General features: G+C 55.3%; 18 protein-coding genes. 10 read left to right on the top strand and 8 right to left on the bottom strand.

Going from position 1 to position 15145, the window contains the following annotated elements:
- The first annotated feature begins 32 nt into the window (after positions 1–32).
- From mreC to folE2, 3 genes are all read left to right on the top strand, one after another.
- Positions 33–980: a rod shape-determining protein MreC gene (gene mreC, locus PHE17_RS08750; protein WP_301015631.1), complete on the top strand. Its 948-nt coding sequence runs from the start codon at positions 33–35 to the stop codon at positions 978–980.
- Positions 981–1472, top strand: coding sequence for a rod shape-determining protein MreD (gene mreD / locus PHE17_RS08745; protein WP_301015452.1), 492 nt, complete (start codon positions 981–983; stop codon positions 1470–1472).
- Between the two features lie 95 nt (positions 1473–1567).
- Entirely contained in the window at positions 1568–2557 is a 990-nt protein-coding gene (gene folE2 / locus PHE17_RS08740) for a GTP cyclohydrolase FolE2 (RefSeq protein ID WP_301015451.1), read from the top strand.
- A gap of 12 nt (positions 2558–2569) precedes the next feature.
- Here folE2 and murU read toward each other — a convergent pair whose 3' ends face one another.
- Together murU and PHE17_RS08730 are read right to left on the bottom strand one after the other, a co-directional pair.
- On the bottom strand, positions 2570–3238 hold the full coding sequence (gene murU, locus PHE17_RS08735) for an N-acetylmuramate alpha-1-phosphate uridylyltransferase MurU (RefSeq protein ID WP_301015450.1): 669 nt from the start codon (positions 3236–3238) through the stop codon (positions 2570–2572).
- A 9-nt stretch (positions 3239–3247) separates the two neighbouring features.
- A complete protein-coding gene (locus tag PHE17_RS08730; RefSeq protein WP_301015449.1) occupies positions 3248–4276 on the bottom strand; it encodes a phosphotransferase in 1029 nt (342 codons plus the stop codon).
- A gap of 81 nt (positions 4277–4357) precedes the next feature.
- Here PHE17_RS08730 and PHE17_RS08725 point away from each other — a divergent pair, with 81 nt between their 5' ends.
- Positions 4358–4819, top strand: coding sequence for a hypothetical protein (locus PHE17_RS08725; RefSeq protein ID WP_301015448.1), 462 nt, complete (start codon positions 4358–4360; stop codon positions 4817–4819).
- Here PHE17_RS08725 and PHE17_RS08720 read toward each other — a convergent pair whose 3' ends face one another.
- Positions 4820–5728 carry a LysR substrate-binding domain-containing protein gene (locus tag PHE17_RS08720; RefSeq protein WP_301015447.1) on the bottom strand — a complete coding sequence of 303 codons (909 nt, stop codon included), beginning with the start codon at positions 5726–5728 and terminating at the stop codon, positions 4820–4822.
- A 104-nt stretch (positions 5729–5832) separates the two neighbouring features.
- Here PHE17_RS08720 and PHE17_RS08715 point away from each other — a divergent pair, with 104 nt between their 5' ends.
- The 3 genes from PHE17_RS08715 to PHE17_RS08705 all read left to right on the top strand — a co-directional run bounded on the left by PHE17_RS08715 (position 5833) and on the right by PHE17_RS08705 (position 8451).
- Complete coding sequence (locus tag PHE17_RS08715) at positions 5833–6723, top strand: hypothetical protein (RefSeq protein WP_301015446.1); 891 nt, start codon at positions 5833–5835, stop codon at positions 6721–6723.
- A gap of 145 nt (positions 6724–6868) precedes the next feature.
- Positions 6869–8161, top strand: a complete 1293-nt coding sequence (locus tag PHE17_RS08710; protein ID WP_301015445.1) for a HipA domain-containing protein — start codon at positions 6869–6871, stop codon at positions 8159–8161.
- On the top strand, positions 8161–8451 hold the full coding sequence (locus tag PHE17_RS08705; RefSeq protein ID WP_301015444.1) for a helix-turn-helix transcriptional regulator: 291 nt from the start codon (positions 8161–8163) through the stop codon (positions 8449–8451). The genes PHE17_RS08710 and PHE17_RS08705 overlap by 1 nt, the downstream gene beginning before the upstream one ends.
- Here PHE17_RS08705 and PHE17_RS08700 read toward each other — a convergent pair.
- The 5 genes from PHE17_RS08700 to nikR form a co-directional block, all read right to left on the bottom strand.
- A complete protein-coding gene (locus PHE17_RS08700) occupies positions 8432–9163 on the bottom strand; it encodes an energy transducer TonB (RefSeq protein ID WP_301015443.1) in 732 nt (243 codons plus the stop codon). The two genes, PHE17_RS08705 and PHE17_RS08700, sit on opposite strands and share 20 nt — an antisense overlap.
- Complete coding sequence (locus PHE17_RS08695) at positions 9160–9549, bottom strand: biopolymer transporter ExbD (RefSeq protein ID WP_301015442.1); 390 nt, start codon at positions 9547–9549, stop codon at positions 9160–9162. The genes PHE17_RS08700 and PHE17_RS08695 overlap by 4 nt, the downstream gene beginning before the upstream one ends.
- Positions 9546–9980, bottom strand: a complete 435-nt coding sequence (gene exbB, locus PHE17_RS08690; RefSeq protein ID WP_301015441.1) for a TonB-system energizer ExbB — start codon at positions 9978–9980, stop codon at positions 9546–9548. Before exbB ends, PHE17_RS08695 begins: the two co-directional genes overlap by 4 nt.
- Positions 9981–10145: 165 nt before the next feature.
- Positions 10146–11036: an energy-coupling factor ABC transporter permease gene (locus PHE17_RS08685; protein ID WP_301015440.1), complete on the bottom strand. Its 891-nt coding sequence runs from the start codon at positions 11034–11036 to the stop codon at positions 10146–10148.
- A 135-nt stretch (positions 11037–11171) separates the two neighbouring features.
- Entirely contained in the window at positions 11172–11654 is a 483-nt protein-coding gene (nikR, locus tag PHE17_RS08680) for a nickel-responsive transcriptional regulator NikR (RefSeq protein WP_301015439.1), read from the bottom strand.
- A 246-nt stretch (positions 11655–11900) separates the two neighbouring features.
- Between nikR and PHE17_RS08675 the strand changes: the two genes are divergently transcribed.
- Genes PHE17_RS08675 through hybB form a run of 3 tightly spaced genes read left to right on the top strand, consistent with a single transcriptional unit; the run spans position 11901 to position 15140 of the window.
- Positions 11901–13022, top strand: a complete 1122-nt coding sequence (locus PHE17_RS08675; RefSeq protein WP_301015438.1) for a hydrogenase small subunit — start codon at positions 11901–11903, stop codon at positions 13020–13022.
- A 10-nt stretch (positions 13023–13032) separates the two neighbouring features.
- On the top strand, positions 13033–14001 hold the full coding sequence (gene hybA, locus PHE17_RS08670; protein ID WP_301015437.1) for a hydrogenase 2 operon protein HybA: 969 nt from the start codon (positions 13033–13035) through the stop codon (positions 13999–14001).
- Positions 13998–15140, top strand: a complete 1143-nt coding sequence (hybB, locus tag PHE17_RS08665) for a Ni/Fe-hydrogenase cytochrome b subunit (RefSeq protein ID WP_301015436.1) — start codon at positions 13998–14000, stop codon at positions 15138–15140. The genes hybA and hybB overlap by 4 nt, the downstream gene beginning before the upstream one ends.
- Positions 15141–15145 lie beyond the last annotated feature (5 nt).

Below are 15145 nucleotides of genomic sequence, written 5' to 3'. Positions count from 1 at the left end.
AATAAAAACCAGCTACCGCACCGGAGACAGCCATTAACGACGTTAACTACCATTCCACGCCGGGATTTTCATTCCGGTTTATGGTGCTCGTCTTGAGCGCACTGATGTTAATGGCTGTCGATTACCGCAATCCCGACGCCTTACGCCCAGTGCGCACTGCCGCGCTCATGCTGGTTTACCCTTTGCTGGTCAGCGTGGATTCGCCCCACCGCTTTTATAGCACCAGTGGTTTCTTCGCCTCCCAATCCACGTTGGCGATGGAAAATACTGCGCTTAAAGAGCAAATCCAGTTATACGCCGCCCAACAACGCATCATCAGCTCCGTACAGCAGGAAAACACCCACTTACGTGCCATGCTGAAAGCAGCCCCCAGCGCCAGTTACAACTTCACACTGGCAGAGACGCTGGAAGCCGCCAACGACCGGGTGCGTGGCCTAGCCGTGTTGGATAAAGGTTCCAATAACGGTGTGCATGAAAGCCAAGTGGTGCTCTCCGGCGAAAATATCTATGGGCAAATCATCGAAGTTACCCCGTTCAGTTCCAAGGTAATCCAACTGGTTGACCGCAGCCACACCATTCCCGTGCGCAACCAGCGTACTGGCGAACGCGCCCTTGCCAGCGGCATGGGTCGTGGCTTAGCGATGGAAATCAAGAACCTGCCGAGCAACAGTGATGTCAAGGATGGCGATATTTTCGTTTCATCCGGCTTGGGCGGTTTGTTCCCACCTGATTTCCCTGTCGCTAAAGTCATACCGCAAGGGGTTGAATTCAAACCGGGTGCGGCCTTTGCGACGGTTAAAGCATTGCCATTGGTGAATTACGAAGCTACCCGCGATGTCTTACTCATCTGGCGGAAACCCGGCGTACCAGACCCAGAACCCCATATTGAAGCGGCGGCAACGCCCCCAGCCAAAGATACAGACACCAAGGAAGCCGGGACAAGCAAACTGGCACACCCCAAGCAGGAAGGCTCGCACTGAATGTTGACCAGAGAACCGCGTTTCCCCGGAGCCGTCATGGCGAGCCTCTTGATCGCTGTGATCTTGACCATTATCCCATTGGGGGAGCAAATATCTTTCTGGCGACCGGAATGGATTGCCCTGACGCTGATCCACTGGGCGCTGGTTATCCAAGACCGGGTTAGCCTCGTCATGGCTTTTGTGGTTGGTATCGCGATTGATACCCTCTACGGCTCGATTTTGGGGCAACATGCCCTCGGCTACGTGCTCGTCACTTACCTGTCAGTACGCCTAGGGTTGCGCATGAACCCCGAAGCTTTCCTCCAACAAACGGCCTTACTGATCACTACGCTGGGTCTATACCTGCTCATCAGCTTGTGGGTACAAGGCGTCACCAGCAACAGCGATGGCAGTTGGCTTTATTGGGCCACCTTGCTCAGCAGCGTCATTATTTGGCCGATCTATCACGCCTTACTGGGATATTTCCATACCCAGCGCAAAGCATTAGGCTAAAACGCTACGGATAAGCAGGTGAATTGCCCCGTCCCTTGCAGTTTTGCTACTGTGCCCCCATATAGCACATGCCCTGACCAACTGAGGAGTTACACATGATCCCTACCAATTCCTGCAAGGAACTGCCCTGTGCAGTCATGCCGGATGTTGCCAAACAGCCGCATACAGGCCCCAAGGGGACACTCAACTGGGTAGGAATGAGCCAAATTGAACTGCCAGTGTTCGTGCAAAACCTGCAAGGCGGCAGAATCCAGATGTTGGCGCGGGTGCAGGCTTACGTCAACCTGACCGACCCTAATAGCAAAGGCATCCACATGTCGCGCCTGTACGTGGCACTGGACAACATCCTTGCGATGAATGACCTGACGCCAGATGTGTTGCGCGAAACCATTAGCCAATTTGTCGATTCACACGAAGGTTTAAGCGACGCTGCTTATTTGGAATGCCGTTTCGATTACTTCGAGCGCCGCAATTCCCTGCTGAGCGACAATAGCGGCTGGAAAAACTACCCCGTGCGCGTTGCCGCCACTTTGCGTAATGGGCAAATTGAAACGGAAGTCAGCGTGGAAGTGCCTTATTCCTCCACCTGCCCGTGTTCCGCTGCACTCGCCCGCCAACTGATCCAAGAAGGTTTCCGCGAAACATTCGGTTCAGATGTGGAAAGCGTGGATGCTAACCGCGTTTACGAATGGTTAGGAACCACCCAAGGTATCCGCGCGACCCCGCACAGCCAACGCAGCATTGCGCAAATCAAGGTCAAACTGGCAGACAATACCGCGCATAACCTGCCTATTACCCACCTGATTGACTGCATTGAACACGCACTGCAAACCCCAGTGCAAGCGACGGTGAAACGCGAAGATGAGCAAGAATTTGCCCGTTTGAATGCAGCTAACCTGATGTTCTGCGAAGATGCTGCCCGCCGCTTGAAAACAGCGCTGGGCGATGACAGCACCGTGCAGGATTTCTGGATTCGGGTTAACCACATGGAAAGCCTGCACGCGCACGATGCCGTGTCAGTGGTCGTGAAAGGCATTGATGGCGGCTACCGCGACGACCCGCACGAGTACATCCACCCGGCGTAAATACTATCTGCCTTAGCGGGCAGAGAGTTGCTGATCAAGCTCTGCCAAACGTTCCGGCGTGCCGATGTCGCGCCAGTCTCCGGCAAACAATTCCCCGCTGACCCGCCCTTGTTGCATGGCTTCACGCAGCAAGGGCGCAAGCGGGCGTTTGCCATAGGCTAACCCAGCAAACAATGCCGGATGGTAATAGCCGATACCGCTGAACGTGTAGCGCGGCTCCCCTTCCGCGAAAACCCGCCCCTGCTGTAACGCGAAATCACCGTTGCGGTTATGTTCCGGGTTATTCACCAACACCAGATGCGCAAGGTCGTTACCTGCCAGTGGGTGCTGTGGGCACGTATAGTCACACCATACATCGCCATTCACCACCAGAAAGGGTTCATCACCCAGCAAGGGCAAAGCTTTGACGATTCCGCCTGCGGTTTCCAACGCGCCTTCTTGCTGTTCGTCGGAATAATGCAGCTTGACGTTCCAACGCGAACCATCACCCAAGGCTTCGGGGATTTTCCAGCCCAACCACGCAAGGTTGATGATGATGTCGCGGAAACCGGCGCGTGCCAGCTTTTCGATATGCCACACCACCAGCGGCTTGCCACCTGCCTGCAATAAGGGTTTGGGGGTATGGTCGGTGAGCGGGCGCATCCGTGTGCCCAGCCCAGCGGCGAGGATCATGGCTTTCATGCAAATAACCTAGACGGGAATATGGACAGTGCCGATACGCTGCGGAATGCCGACTTTGCGCATCCATTCCACCAGCTCGCTGGTTTCGTGGTAACGCGAACCGACTTCCAGCACGTAGCTCAACACCAATGGCAGGTCATTCAGGTAGCCCGCTTTGCCATCACGGTGATACAGGCGGGCGAAAATACCCAGCACCTTGATGTGGCGTTGCAAACCCATCAGGTCAAACCAGCGTTGGAAATTGGCAGCATCAACTGGCGGGATCGTGCCTTGCATGATCGCTTCCTTGCGGAAACAATCCACCCACCATTCCACTTGGCTTTGCGGCCACACCACGTAACAGTCACGTAACAACGAAACCAAATCGTAAGTTGCCGGGCCGATCACTGCATCCTGATAGTCGATAATGCCGGGACTGTTTTCCCCCGTAATCATCAGGTTGCGAGAATGGTAATCCCGATGGACAAACGCCACTGGCTGCCCCACCGCAGCGTCAATCAGGAATTCAAAGGTATGCTGGATCAACTCATGCGGAATGTCAGCATCACTGAAACCCAAATGTTTGACCAAGAACCATTCCGGCATAAGCTGCATTTCAGTACGCAACATCCGCTCGTTATACGCCGGTAAGCGGTCGCATTCTGCCTGCTGGAATTGCAGTAAGGCATGGAGCGCATCGGCATAAAGCCCTTTGACGCTTTGCGGGTTAAGTTCATTCAGGTAAGGGGTGCTGCCAAGGTCTTCCAGCAACAAGAAACCATCCAACAGGTTTTGCGCCAAAATCCGGGGTACGTGTACGCCCGTGGCTTCCAAGCGATGGGTAATGTCGACGAAGGGGTGTACATCTTCCTTGTCGGGCGGCGCATCCATACAGACGGCTGTCCCTTCTACCCCACGGGCGCGGAAATAACGGCGGAAACTGGCATCGGCGGAGGCTGGCTCCAGCATGGCATGTTCCCATCCCGGTATACTGCGTACCCACTGGGTTAATTGCTCCAGACGTACATCCTGTGTCATAACTTTAGCGATTACAGACATGCGTGTCTCGTGACTTTGATGTAAAGCATTATCCTAACATGAGTAGCTTTCTACAGATTGAACAATAAAACGGCGATATTTATGCTAGATTCAGAAAACTTATGGCCTACACACGAATATTATCAGCAAGTGGAGCGCTTGCGTGCCGCCATTGGGCAAGCTTTGTACGTGGTCGAAATAAATACAACCGACATCCAGACCGGGGTTAAATTCAGTGATAAGCCACTGACCTTACTGGGAATTGCCGATTATCCGCAACCTGACCCTTACCGCCAGTTATGCCCGCACCTGCTGATTTTAGATGACGGGCGCGGCGTCAATCTGGGGCGCGTTGCCCGCGTCACCATCAACAGCGCCTATTCTCCTGCGCCGGAGAACATCCTGTTCCTCAACCGCGAATTTGTGCAAAACGTCTTATCAGCACCGCGCAGCTTGAGCCGCGCATCCGTCGCCGCGACCTCACGGGCGTTACTGGCGCAGATTTTCGGCGACACACCGGGAAAATATTTGGCAAGCCATGCAGAGCCACCGAAAATAGGCTGATTACTCGGCATACCAGCTTTCGCTTTCGCCGTATTCCACCAGCAAGTTCATCAATTCCTGCACGTATTGCTTGAGGTATTTATTTTTCAGCCACGCCACGCGGGTTGTGGAGCATGGGAACAAGTGCGACAAATCACGCAACACCAGATCGTCATCATGGATGTGGGAATAGGCCATTTTGGCAATGATGCCCGCGCCAAACCCCAAACGCACGTAGCTGATAATTACGTCAGTATCGGTCGCGGCAAACGTCACATCCAATGCCAACCCAGCAGCACGGAAGGTTTCATGGATTTTGGAACGCCCGGTGAAACCAAAGATGTAGGTCAACACCGGGTGTTCAGCAATACGTTGCAAGGTCAGTTTGCCCTCTGCCAGTGGGTGGCCTTCCGGCAACACCATGCCGTGGTTCCAGTCATAGCATTTACGGCTTTCGAGGGTGGAATCATCCCCCAACTCCTCGGTGCAAACCGCAATATCCGCCTTACCGTCGTGCAGCATCCGCACCAATTCCACCGGCGTCCCTTGCAGGAAGTGGATGGCAACATCCGGGTAACGCTGGCGGAATTCCAGCATCACTTCCGGCAGAAAATACTTGGCTTGGGTGTGGGTGGTCGCGATGCGGATTTCGCCACGGGTTTGCAGGCGGAACTCGTCCGCCACCGCACGGATGTTTTCCAGCGATTGTTCGATACGCTCAAGTTCCTGCACGATGGCTTTGCAAACTGCCGTGGGTTCCACCAGCCGCTTGCCTTTGCGCTCGAACAGCGGCATCCCCAATTCCTCTTCCAGCAAGGCCAATTGGCGGCTGACAGCCGATTGCACCACGTAATGCTGCTCCGCAGCACGCGACACATTCAGGCCGTTATTTAACACGGTTTTAAGCAAACGCAGTTGGAACAGTTTCATCGTTATCTCATTTGAAGATATTTATATCGAATTATATCGTTTTTGATTATGTAGACGTTGCAGCATACTCCACCCCACGAACAGATCACTAGCGGGGAAACCCTATGACCATCCTGCATAAAACCCTAAATACGGGTGAAATCAACATACTGGAGTTGTTGTTGAATGGCGCTTTCGCCCCGGTGCAAGGCTATTTGAATTTAGCCGACCACAGCAGCGTATTGCGTAACAACCGGCTGGCAAACGGGCGCTTATGGCCGCTACCGCTGGCTTTACCACTGACCGCCGCCGAAAAGCGCGAAGCACAACTCAGCGGACGCATTGCACTGCTGGATGCCGAACGGCGCAGCATCGCGGAAATACGTGTCGAGGGCTTTCACCGCCTGCCTGCTGATGCCGCTGCGTTAGCAAGCCAGTTTGATGCCTCAACCAATACCGATACGTGGTACGTGAGTGGGGTCGTGCAACCCTTGAAAAAGATTTTGCACCCGGCGTTCAACAGCATCCGCCATAACGTGCCGACCTTACGCCCTAACCTGCAAGCTTGGGGCGCGGTAATTGCGGTGCAAGCTGCCCCGACCTTGGATGAAAATGATTTACAACGTGCTTGCCAATGGCTGGGTGCAACCCAAACCGGCGGCGGCTTGCTGGTGCAAATCAACCGGGATGAAGGCCACGCTGATTTTCATGAACACATGCGCACCCTGCGCAGCCAAGTCAAATGCAATGCTGCCCGTCAGGTGAAACTGTCGCTGCTGCCTTGCGTGGAAGGCTTGAGTACGCAACGTTGCCTGCTGCTGCAAGCGCTGGTGAGCCGCAATTACGGTGCAACCGGGTTTGTGATCAGCGCCCATGTACCCCATGCAGCCAGCCGCTGGTTGCTGCAACACCGCGATGAAATCGGGCTGGAACTCATTCCGCCCCGGATTTCCCAACGGGTAGCGACGCCAGCGGTGCAAGCCGCTCCCCGACATCCGCTGTGCCTCGCGGCGTAAAACGTTTTTTTAGCCTGAGTCTCTCCTCAGGTGCGATCCGGTGCGGGCTTCGGCCCGTACTTTTTTCGCCCCTATATCCTTTTCCTGCACGATAATGCCGAAAAATAAGTAAAATACGCTTTATTCTTGCTACTATAATGCAGGAATGAAAACAGAATGCACTTTCGAGCTTTTTCTGCGTGGCGACTGGCACAGCGTCGGCAGCATGGTATTGCTGGAATCGGCGAGCAAAGGCTGGCAAGGCCAAAGCTATTTGGGCTACACCGTTGACCATGCCCTACCGTTCGCGGACAGACGCGATGCCGCTGCTTTGTCATGGACATTTCCGGTCAGCCTTACCCCATTCCGCTCCCCCACTTGGCTCGGTTTCATCATGGATTTGTTGCCGCAAGGCTACGGACGGCAGGAACTGTTACGCCAACTGGGTTTGCCCGAACGCGCCGAAGCCAGTGCAGACTGGGCATTACTCATCGCCGGGGCTGGCAACCCGATAGGCAATTGCCGGATACGCGAAGCATTTGACTGGCTTACCAGCCGCAACACCTTACCTGCCCACGGCTTCAACAGATTGGAAGTAGCGCAACGCGGGGAACTGTTCGCCGAACATCTGGCGTCCCACGGCTTATTCGTCGCAGGCTCTTCGGGGGTGCAAGGTGAATGGCCGAAACTGTTGCTTACGGAAAACCACGCAGGGGAATTTTTCCTCGACCATACCCTGCCCGACGCAGAAGCCAAACACCACTGGCTGGTAAAATTCGCACGCGGGCAAGACCCATACCTCAACGAAATCCTTGCCCTCGAAGCACCGTGGATGGAACTAGCACGTTTTCTCGGTTTACGGGTACACGCCAGCCTGCATTTTCAGGATCGCGCCTTATTCATCCCACGCTTTGACCGCGAACAAACACCCCACGGCTTGCAACGCCATGCGCAGGAAAGCCTTTATGCGCTTTGCCAATGCAGCGGTTTCGGCGCTCGTTTAAGCCACAACCACGCTTGCACGGCCTTAGCCACCGCCAGTACTGATCCACTGGCAGAAATGATTGAATACCTGAAACGCGACATTGCCAACGTGGTGCTGGGCAACAAGGATAATCACGGGCGTAATACCGCCATCCAACGGCGTGAAAATGGCTGGGTTGGCTTGACTCCGGTGTTCGATTTCGCCCCGATGGTGCTGCACCCTGACGGCATCGCCCGCAATATGCGTTGGGAAACCGATGACCACGGCACGCCGGATTGGGGTTCTGCCATCCGCCAAGCTGCCCACGCCACGCAATTACCGCTTGCACCACTGCTCACCGCCGTAACTGGCATGGCTGCACAACTGGCGGAATTACCCACTTTCATGCGCCAACTCGGTATTGCGCCCCACATTGTCGAACGTTTTTCCCCTGCCTGTTTCAATGCTGCCCGACAACTGGAGGCGTGCCGCTAATGGACAAACGCTACACCCCGCTTTCGCCTGCCGATCAGCTACGCCAACGCATTGCCTTGCTGGAAGAAATCAGCCAACAGCCGGGAATGCCGCTGGCACAAGCCGTGCGGCAGTTGCGGACTGGTTTGCGATTGACCGTGCCGGAATATGCGCGGTTGACGGGCGTGGCAGTGCGGACTATCCACGCGGTGGAGGCGGGGACGGCAAATCCTGCTATCGAAACAGCGGATAAGCTGCTGAAACCGTTTGGCCTGAAATTGGGCGTGGTAGCTATTCCAACTGGTACTTAACCGCCACACTGAACGTCCATTGCGGTTTGCGTATGTCGGGCGGAAATGGCAACGCGCCGGATACCGCATTCACCGCTTGCACCGCTGACTTGTCCAGCCATTGGTTGCCAGAACTCTTGCTGACCCGCGCCCCGGTGATTGAGCCATTCGGGAACACCGTGAAAGACACCATTACCGTACCTTCCGCCTCCTCATCTTCCGCTTGGCGTGGGTAGCTTTTGCGGGCAGCGATCATGCCTTGCAAACGGGCACGGTAAGCCGCTTCCGCCGCTTTGTTATCCGCCATTTGCGCAGGTGGGGCGCGGTCTGGCGTTGGCTGCGGTTGCGGCGCGGGTGCTACTGGGGCGGCAGCAGCAGGTTTCGGTTCGGGCTGCTTTTCCGCTTCGTGTTGATGCTCATGTTTAGGTCCAGCTTTGGGCTTAGCGATAGGCTTTTCTACCGGCTTTTTCTCCGGTTTAGGCTTTTCTACTGGCTTCTTTTCCGGTTTGGGCGGCTCAGGTTTTGGTGGCGGCTTCACAGGTTCGGGCTTGGGTGGTGGCTCTGCGGGTGTCGGCTGCGGCGCGGGTTGGAACTGCGCCAACGACAAGTTGACGGGTTGCGGTTCGTCCACTTTGCCTAACTTGTCTTGCCATAACAGCAGCGGCAAGGCCACCAACAAGACAGTGCCATGCAATAGGGCAGAAACACCGAAGCCAGTCAGGTGGTGTTTCACTGCGCTTGCTCGGTCTGGATGGAAAGTTTATCGAAATGCCCCGCCTTCAGCACATCAATCACGCTGATAAAATGCTCGAAAGCCGCCGCCTTATCCACCCGTAAAATCACCGGCATCACCGCCGCATGAGCCGCGTGGGGAACCAGCTTTTCCGCCAAGGTATCCGCCGTGATTGGCGTACCCTCGAAGAAAATCTGGTTCTGCGCGTTGATGGCGATTTCTATACTGTGTTCGTCGGGGCTGGCCTGTTGACTTTGCTCCGCCTTGGGCAAATCCACCGGGATCAAACCTTGCGAAATGAACGAAGCCGTGGTCAGCACAATCGCCAACAGCACCAGCATGATGTCGATGAAAGGGATCATGTTGATCTGGTCGAAACGTTTCATGCCGTTTTCCCGTCTTGCACCGCTTGCCAACGGGCAGTCAGCACCTCGACTTTGCGCAGCAGGGCGTTGTAAAACATGATCGCAGGAATGGCGACCAGCAAACCCGCAGCGGTCGCTTTCAAGGCCAACGCCAACCCCAACATGATGGCGTTGACCTCAATCTTGCCGCCCTGCCCCATGGTGTAAAACGTCACCAAAATACCCAGCACCGTTCCCAGCAAACCCACGTAAGGTGCGTTCGCGCCGATGCTGGAAATGGTCGTAAGGTTGCGCGTCAGGGCGATTTTCAGGGTTTCGATGTGGTCGAACTGCTGCAAACTGACTTTGTTCAAGTACAAGTAGCGCTCAACCACCAGCGCGAGCATGACGAAACTCATGAAGCCGAGCGTCCCCAGCACCAAATAATCCAGATTGGCTTGTAGAAATTCCATAACTAACCTTTGTCAAAACTGCAAATACCGTCTGCCATCCGCGCATTTTAACTCAGGCGAAATATGCCGTAACTGCGTTATTTCACACACTGCCCAACATAAAAAAAGGCGGCCTCATCGCTGAAACCGCCCTCATTACTCACAAATGCCGCTCAAGCACGCGGATCAACGTTCCAAACCACGCAGCACGCCAAAACCGATAGCGAAGGAAATCAGCACACCCAGCAGCCCTGCCAAGCCCGTAGACAGGCTTTCACTCGCCACCGCAGGCACGGCGTAATCCGCCAACGGTGCAACAAACAGCGGCGCGGATTCATGCAGGAACTGGTATTGCCCCGCTACCCATTCCAAACCATCCGGGAAGCCGGAAGCAAACGGGCTAAGCACCATTGCCACCACTACCGCAGCCAGCAGCGGCATAGCAAACTGCCCTTGCGCCGGAGTGGAAGCCGTATCACGGGCAAACAGCAAGCAAGCCGCAACGGTAATAAGCGCTTCACCCAAACCGATCAGCGCATGGGTTCCCAACATCGCAGGGACTACGCTGGCGAAAGCAATTTGCCCATCCACCGCCAATTCCACACTTGCCGCAAACGCTGCCAAGACGACTGACACACCAGCCGCCAACGCGGTTGCTACGTAGCCACCTGCCGTACCTGCCAAACGCGCTGCCAAAGCATTACGCAGCAAGCCGCCAACACCCGCACCGATGATTGCCATATTGAAAATGTTCGCACCCAGCACGCTAATTCCGCCATCGGCAAACACCAGACTTTGGATCGTGACTACCAACGCAATCGCCAGTACGCCAAACGGCACACCCAGCAAACTCGCCGCCAGCACCCCACCGAGCAAATGCCCGGATGTGCCATTCAGGATGGGGAAATTCATCATCTGTGCGGCAAAAATTAGCGCCGTGATTGCAGCAAAGCGGGCAGCACTAGGCTTGTCGTTAGCTTTCATACTGAAATAAGCGGCGGCAATAACGCCAGCAGCGCTGAGTGTCGCCGTGACCGGACAAACTGCGCCGTGAAGCATGGAATCAGGTATATGCATGGCATTTCTCCTCAGGGTTACATCCGAAAGATCAGTCGTATGAGAAAAATAAAATTTGTATGAATACACCTCGTCAGCATAGTCCCGCACATCCGTAAAATCCATCGCCTTTTCCCTACAAAAGTCAGGAAATGATCAAGTCACTGGATGATAGTGCAGGTGCGGTAAGTGTTTGGCGTAAGGTACATTCCCGTGTAAGTGGTTGCCCGAGCGGGTATTGACGGGGATCAGGTGCAACTTGCCGTGGCGCACACCGGGCGCACTGATGACGCTATCGGCAAACGCCTGCACCGCGTGGATGGGGCCGTTCAGGATCACGGTTTCCATGCAATTGTCGTGATCCAGATGCACATGCTGCATGGCAACGGTCAGGTGGTGGTGGTCATGATGCATTTCTGTCATGCGGCTCGACAGTTCACGCTCGTGGTGGTTGTAGATGTAGGTGAGGCTACCGACGCAAAACCCATCAGCCGTTGCCACCTGCAAACGCTCCGTTTCCAGCTTTGCGCGGATCAGGTCACGCACGGCTTCCGAACGGTTGTTATAGCCGCGTTTTGCCATAAATTGACCAAATTGCGCGGCAAGTTCGTCATCCAGCGAAACGGTCACTCGCTCCATTTTTGATTTTCCTCAAATTACGTGATTTCATGATTTAAGTCATATTTGACTCGCCAAGAGTACCTGTTTTTTTATAGGGTTAATGTGCTACGATTTTTCCACATCCTATCGCACCGCTCACCACAGTTCTGTCTCAACATAACATTAATCTCCTTGGTGGCGCGATGTTTGCACATAATCAGCCAATGGTAACTGATTGGAAGGTCAGGGTATTTCCCTGCGCAAACTCGATATGGAGAGTTCCGAATGAATGAGCATGACATTGAGCGGCTCGAACGGCGTTTAGGTATGTCCCGCCGTGACTTCATGAAATTCTTTGCCGGTCTGGCAGCCACGATGGGGCTATCAAGCTTTGCCGCCGAAGCCATGGCAGAAGCCGTCGCGGTGCAGCGCAAGCGCCCGGTGGTGATCTGGCTACACGGTCAGGAATGCACCGGCCCCAGCGAAACCCTGTTACGCGCCGAACACCCCACCCTTGAGCGCCTGCTGCTCGACATGATTTCCCTTGATTACCACCAAACCCTTGATACGGGTGCGGGGCATCAGGTCGAAGCTGCCAAAGAAGCCTCAATGGCTGCCAACAAGGGGCAATACCTGCTGGTGGTGGAAGGCTCGATTCCCACCAAAGATGGCGGCATTTACTGCAAGATCGCCAACAAAACCATGCTGGAACACACCAAGGAAGCAGCGGAAAATGCCGCTGCCATTATCGCGTTCGGCTCCTGTGCTTCGTGGGGTGGGGTTCAATCGAGTGGCCCCAACCCCACCGAGGCCAAAGGCGTACACGAAATCCTGCCCGGCAAGACCGTGGTGAACCTGCCCGGTTGCCCGCCTAACCCGTACAACTTCCTTGCCACCGTGATGCACTTCCTCACCTTTGGCAAGCTCCCGGCGCTGGATGCACAAGGCCGCCCGTTGTTCGCTTACGGTCGCTTGATCCACGAAAACTGCTACCGTCGCCCGCATTTTGACGCAGGCCGTTTCGCCGAAGAATTCGGTGACGAAGGCCACAAGCAAGGCTATTGCCTCTACAAGCTCGGTTGCAAAGGGCCAGAAACTTACGCCAACTGCTCGGTGATCGAATTCAACGACATCAGCGGTGGCACATGGCCTATCGGTGTCGGGCATCCGTGCTTCGGTTGCGCTGAAAAAGGCGTGGGTTTCACCAAACCGCTGTTCAGCCTTGCCGATGTCAAAACCCATACCCCGCCTGCGATGTTCCCGGAAATTTCCCAACGTCAGGGTTCTTCGGGTGTGGGCACGGGCGCTGCCCTGCTGACCGGCGCGGTAGTTGGGGCTGTGGTCGGGGCAACCGCGATGGCGGCGAAAAAGCTGAATTCCACTGGCGATAGCGACAAGCAAGGCTAGGGAGGGCGTCATGAAACGCAGGGATTTTCTCAAAGCTGCCATCGGGGGAACTGCTGTTGTTGCCCTTGGTGAAGCCGAAGCCCGCGCCAATCTGGAGCCTGCTCCAGAAGCGATGGGGATGCTGTATGACTCGACCCTGTGCATCGGCTGCAAAGCCTGTGTCAGTGCCTGCAAACAAACCAACGGAATGCCGCCGGTCATTGAGGAAGGCAATCCGCAATTCGATTCCGCCCGTGACCTGTCCGGCGATACGCTCAATGTGATTAAGGTCTACCTCAACGGTAAGGGCGAACACAAGGATACCGTCAGTGACGGTTACGCTTTCGAGAAACGCAGTTGTATGCATTGCGTCGACCCCGGTTGCGTCTCGGTGTGCCCGGTCACAGCGATGCGCCGCGACCCGAAAACCGGCATTGTCAGTTACCACGCTGACGCTTGCATCGGTTGCCGTAATTGCACGATGGGTTGCCCTTATAACGTGCCGCAATTCCAGTACAACCAACCGTTCGGGCAAATCAGCAAATGCCAGATGTGCAATCAGGCAGGTGTGGGGCGCATCGACAAGGGTGGCATGACAGCTTGCTCCGAAGTCTGCCCGACCGGCGCAACCCTGTTCGGCCCGCGTGACGCGCTGATGAAAGAAGCCAAACGCCGTTTAGCCCTGAAAGCGGGTGAAGTCACGCAATTCCCACGCGGCGACATCCGCCACCCGTTCCATCCGCACGAAAAAGCTGCCGCCACCTATCAGCAGCATGTGTGGGGCGAAAAGGAAGCGGGCGGAACCAATGTATTACACATTTCCGCCATTCCCTTCGACCAGTTGGGAATGCCGCCCTTGGGTGAACGTTCTGCCGCCTCCATCAGTGAAGGCGTGCAACACGGCTTGTACAGCTATCTGGCCTTACCCGCCGTGGCGCTGGCGGGGCTAACCTATCTGGTACGGCGCAATACCAACGGACATAAGGAGGGTGAGGAATGAGTGCTTACAAACCTCTGGGGAGCCGGATCGTGACCCCACCGTTTATTGCGCTGGGCGTGATCGCTGCCATCGGCTTCTTTTTCTTGGCGATGCGCTTTATCTACGGCATGGGGTCAGTCACCAACCTCAATGGCGCACATGCATGGGGTATCTGGGTGGTGTATGACGTGGTGGTGGGCACGGCGTTTGCCTGCGGCGGTTACGCCCTCGCCATTACCGTGTATGTGTTGAATAAGGGCAAATACCACCCGCTGATCCGCCCCGCCTTGCTGGCTTCCTTGCTCGGCTATGCGCTGGGGGGCTTAGGGGCGTTCTTTGATATGGGGCGCTGGTGGCAGTTTTATAACATCCTGCTGCCGTGGAACTGGAATTTCAATTCAGTCATGTTGGAAGTCGGCCTGTGCGTGCTGACCTACATCTTGGTGCTGGTGATTGAGTTTTCCCCGGCGGTGCTAGAACACTTCGGTGCGAAAAAGCTGCTGGCAGTGTTGAACAAGATGCTGTTCTTCTTCATCGCCATTGGCGTGTTGTTGCCGACCATGCACCAATCTTCGCTGGGTTCATTGCTGATTGCGATGGGTTACAAGGTCAATCCGCTGTGGCAAACGTGGCAATTACAACCCTTGCTGGCACTGCTGACCGCGCTGTGTATGGGCTTTTCCATCGTGGTGTTTGAAGGCTCGTTCGCTACCGCTGGCTTGCGCCGCCCTTCTGAAACGCCGTTGTTGAAAGGCTTGGGCATGGCAATTGTGGGGCTGCTGGGCGCATTCCTTGCAGTACGTTTCATCACTTTGCTGGTGCAAGGCAAGCTGGGGCTGCTGTTCGCGTTTGATTTCGCCAGCTTCATGTTCTTGGTTGAAACGGTGCTGTTCGTGGTTCCGCTGGTGATCCTGCTTTCCCCAAAACGTCGGGAAAACGGTGGGCAGTTATTGATTGCTGCCGTTTCCATGTTGCTGGGCGGAGCGTTGTACCGTTTTGACGCTTTCCTCATCACCTTTGCCCCCGGTGTGGGCTACAGCTATTTCCCTTCCGTACCGGAAATCATGGTGACGGTCGGTCTCATTGCCTTCGAGATCATGGCCTATCTGGTATTGGTTAAACTTTTCCCCGTCATGCATGACGCCGGGCACGAAGCCTGAGCATA

Origin of the sequence: Thiothrix sp. (genome assembly GCF_028714775.1) — a bacterium.
GTDB lineage: Bacteria > Pseudomonadota > Gammaproteobacteria > Thiotrichales > Thiotrichaceae > Thiothrix.
This window is presented reverse-complemented; position numbering and strand designations above follow the sequence as displayed.

What these genes read in the sequence shown, in the direction of transcription:
- PHE17_RS08675 (WP_301015438.1), top strand. Translation starts at nt 11,901, where the DNA reads ATGAATGAGCATGACATTGAGCGGCTCGAACGGCGTTTAGGTATGTCC.
- hybB (WP_301015436.1), top strand. Translation starts at nt 13,998, where the DNA reads ATGAGTGCTTACAAACCTCTGGGGAGCCGGATCGTGACCCCACCGTTT.
- nikR (WP_301015439.1), bottom strand. Translation starts at nt 11,654, where the DNA reads ATGGAGCGAGTGACCGTTTCGCTGGATGACGAACTTGCCGCGCAATTT.
- PHE17_RS08730 (WP_301015449.1), bottom strand. Translation starts at nt 4,276, where the DNA reads ATGTCTGTAATCGCTAAAGTTATGACACAGGATGTACGTCTGGAGCAA.
- PHE17_RS08685 (WP_301015440.1), bottom strand. Translation starts at nt 11,036, where the DNA reads ATGCATATACCTGATTCCATGCTTCACGGCGCAGTTTGTCCGGTCACG.
- PHE17_RS08725 (WP_301015448.1), top strand. Translation starts at nt 4,358, where the DNA reads ATGCTAGATTCAGAAAACTTATGGCCTACACACGAATATTATCAGCAA.
- PHE17_RS08720 (WP_301015447.1), bottom strand. Translation starts at nt 5,728, where the DNA reads ATGAAACTGTTCCAACTGCGTTTGCTTAAAACCGTGTTAAATAACGGC.
- folE2 (WP_301015451.1), top strand. Translation starts at nt 1,568, where the DNA reads ATGATCCCTACCAATTCCTGCAAGGAACTGCCCTGTGCAGTCATGCCG.
- exbB (WP_301015441.1), bottom strand. Translation starts at nt 9,980, where the DNA reads ATGGAATTTCTACAAGCCAATCTGGATTATTTGGTGCTGGGGACGCTC.
- PHE17_RS08695 (WP_301015442.1), bottom strand. Translation starts at nt 9,549, where the DNA reads ATGAAACGTTTCGACCAGATCAACATGATCCCTTTCATCGACATCATG.
- PHE17_RS08705 (WP_301015444.1), top strand. Translation starts at nt 8,161, where the DNA reads ATGGACAAACGCTACACCCCGCTTTCGCCTGCCGATCAGCTACGCCAA.
- PHE17_RS08715 (WP_301015446.1), top strand. Translation starts at nt 5,833, where the DNA reads ATGACCATCCTGCATAAAACCCTAAATACGGGTGAAATCAACATACTG.
- PHE17_RS08710 (WP_301015445.1), top strand. Translation starts at nt 6,869, where the DNA reads ATGAAAACAGAATGCACTTTCGAGCTTTTTCTGCGTGGCGACTGGCAC.
- hybA (WP_301015437.1), top strand. Translation starts at nt 13,033, where the DNA reads ATGAAACGCAGGGATTTTCTCAAAGCTGCCATCGGGGGAACTGCTGTT.
- murU (WP_301015450.1), bottom strand. Translation starts at nt 3,238, where the DNA reads ATGAAAGCCATGATCCTCGCCGCTGGGCTGGGCACACGGATGCGCCCG.
- mreD (WP_301015452.1), top strand. Translation starts at nt 981, where the DNA reads ATGTTGACCAGAGAACCGCGTTTCCCCGGAGCCGTCATGGCGAGCCTC.